We start from the raw sequence: 2,838 nt of genomic DNA on the forward strand, positions 1-2,838 counted from the left end.
CTCCTCGGCGGTGTCGACCAGTTCGGGGTCCACGGCGTCCATGAGCCGGTGGTAGACCTCGCGCGCGGCGTCGCGCAGCACCACCAGGATCGCGGCGGTGATCACGAGGCCGATGACCGGGTCGGCCCAGTCCAGGCCCAGGGCGACCCCTCCGGCGCCGACGACCACGGCCAGTGAGGTGAACCCATCGGTGCGGGCGTGCAGGCCGTCGGCGACGAGGGCGGCTGACCCGATGCGTCGCCCGACCCGGATGCGGTAGCCGGCGACCACCTCGTTGCCGACGAAGCCGATGAGCCCGGCGAGGGCGACCACCAGCAGGTGCGACACCGGTTGGGGGTGGATCAGCCGGTCGACGGCTTCCCAGGCGGCCACGACCGCGGAGGCGGTGATGGCGAGGACCACCGCGATCCCCGCGAGGTCCTCGGCGCGGCCGAAGCCGTAGGTGTACCGACGGGTCGCGGCCTTGCGGCCGACGAGGAACGCGATGCCCAACGGGACCGCGGTCAGGGCGTCGGCGACGTTGTGGACGGTGTCGCCGAGCAGCGCCACCGATCCCGAGAGCACCACCACCGCCGCCTGCAGGGCCGCCGTGAGACCCAGGAGGCCCAGCGACCACCAGAGGGCCCGCAGACCCTCGCGACTGGCCTCGAGCTCGCGGTCGACGCGGTCGGCGCTGTCGTGGGAGTGCGTCGGGAGGCGGTGCACCACCCGACGCCACCACGACGCGTGGCCGTGGCCGTGGCCATGCCCGTGCCGGTGCCGGTTCGCCGGTGCGCTCACGTCGCCCATTCTCGCCGCAGCGCGACCGACTCGTCAGGTGTCGCGGAAGGCCCGCGCGTGCGGGAACCCCAGGTGGTGCTGCGGGACCTCCGGTGAGGCGGTGTCGAGCGGTACCGCCGGGGAGCGGACCAGACCGAGCTGCGCGGTCTGGCGCGGGAGCAGCACGTCGGCCGCCCAGTCGAGCGCGATCCGCGCCCGGTTACCGGGCATCGAGAACAGGTGGTAGCCGCGGGCCACGGTGTGCGCGGGGCGCCCGGTGATGGGCACGTGCAGCGGGTTCGCCGCGGCCTGGAACCCCCCGAGGTCGACGACGAACCCCAGGTCGCGGTGCGAGTACTTCTTGCGGTGGCCCTTGCCGAACGACGCGGCGAGGTTGCGGCCGACCAGCTTGCCCTGGCGCACGGCGTGCTGGGCCGTCATGGCGCAGTACTCCCCGGGGCGGCTGGGGTCGGGTACCGCCGCCGCGTCGCCGCACGCCATCAGCTCCGGGTGGCCCGGCACCGAGAGGTACCGGTCGGTCACCACCCGGCCCTCCTGCACCTCGACCCCGAGGTCGTCGATCAGCGGGTCGGGTCGCACGCCGACGCACCAGACGAGCGTCCGGGCGGGCACGTCCTCGCCGTCGTCGAGCCGGACCCCGTGGGCGGTGGCCTCCTCGACGGTGGTGCCGGTGCGGACCTCGACGCCGCGCTCGCGCAGCACCCGGTCCGCGGTCCGGGCGAGGTGCTGGTCCAGACCCGCGAGCACGTCGCCCCGGCTGACCAGGACCCACCGGGTGGCGTCGTCGCCGAGCCCGCGGGACGCCGCGAGCTGCCGGGTGAACAGCTGGCCCTGGGCGGTGACCTCCGTGCCGGTGTAGCCCGCGCCGCAGACCACGAAGGTCAGCCGCGCCTGCCGCTCGGCGGGGTCCTCGCACATGGCCGCGAGGTCGACCTGGCGGATGAGGTGGTCGCGCAGGTAGAGCGCCTCGGGGACCCCGCGGAAGCCGTGGGCGTGCTCGGCGACGCCGGGGATCGGCATGACCTTGTGCACGCTCCCGGCCGCGAGCACGAGCCGGTCGTACTCCAGCTCGTGCCGCTGGCCCTCGGGGTCGAGCCAGCCCACCCGGCGGGCATCGGTGTCCAGCTCGTCGACCTCGCCCGTCGCGTGCTTGACGCCCCGGGGGAGCGCGTCGAACAGCGACACCGAGATGCGTCGCGGCTCGAGGATGCCCGCGGCGACCTCGGGGAGCAGGGGCAGGTAGAGGAAGTAGTTGGTCGGGCTGACCAGCACGATGTCCACCGTGTCGCCGGTCGCCCGCGCCAACGAGCGGGCCGCGTGGTACCCGGCGAACCCGCTGCCCACCACGACCACCCGGGGACGCGATCCCGTCGGACTCGAGCCGTCCACCCGCTGCGCGCTCATGCGCCCGACTTCCCCGGCGAGTGCCCGCCGCGAAACGCCACTCCCCCGCGCGGCCGGACGGTCCCCCGACCGGGACCCTGTGCGCGTGCAGTCGCTGCGGATCGTCCCCAACCTGCGGAGCTCGGTCATCGAGGAGAAGCCCGCGAGCCAGCTCGTCCTGTTCACCTCGCAGCTCGGCGACTCCGACGCCACCCTGCTCGGTCCCACCGTCCGCCCCTTCACCTGGACCGCGCTGCTCCGGGCGATCCGGGACCCCGACCTGGAGCTGATGGAGGTCGCCGAGCCGCTCTGGCTCGGCGAGTGGGTCCGGGCGCTCCGCTACGTCGTCCTGCTCAAGGTCCTCCCGCGACGACGGCGGGTGGCGGTCGCGACCTACGCGATCGAGAACCTCGACGCCCGCGAGCGTCTGAGCTACCGGTCGCTGGACCACCGCCCGCTGCTGGGCGCGGTGGCCTCCCGGCTGCTCACCGCAGCCGTCGGGGCCTCGCTGCTGCTGCTCGACGTCGTGGTCTACGGGACCTCGGGTGCCGCGGCGAACTACGAGCGGGCCTTCGGTCGGTTCCTGCGCCGCACGCGGACCGCGGTGCTGCCCCCGCGAGTCGACGCGTGCCGCGTGTGCGGCCCGGCGGTGTCGCGCGACGTGCCGCGTGAGCC

At 74.7% G+C, this 2,838-nt stretch carries 3 protein-coding genes; 1 reads left to right on the forward strand and 2 read right to left on the reverse strand.

Annotated features, from left to right (window positions below; genetic code table 11):
* On the reverse strand, nt 1-780 hold a 780-nt coding region (locus AC0CYZ_RS30355), incomplete at its 3' end, for a cation diffusion facilitator family transporter (RefSeq protein WP_472221834.1).
* 33 nt (nt 781-813) lie between these two features.
* Nucleotides 814-2,184 (reverse strand): NAD(P)/FAD-dependent oxidoreductase, encoded by a 1,371-nt coding sequence (locus AC0CYZ_RS30360; protein ID WP_472221835.1) that lies wholly within the window; start codon nt 2,182-2,184, stop codon nt 814-816.
* 85 nt (nt 2,185-2,269) lie between these two features.
* On the opposite strand from AC0CYZ_RS30360, the gene AC0CYZ_RS30365 reads away from it, so the two are divergent.
* Nucleotides 2,270-2,838 (forward strand): hypothetical protein (locus AC0CYZ_RS30365; RefSeq protein WP_472221836.1); only part of this gene is annotated, 569 nt, incomplete at its 3' end.

The organism is Actinomycetospora sp., from assembly GCF_055612215.1.

Coding starts and splice junctions, on each gene's coding strand:
- AC0CYZ_RS30360 (WP_472221835.1), bottom strand. CDS start 2,184: ATGAGCGCGCAGCGGGTGGACGGCTCGAGTCCGACGGGATCGCGTCCC.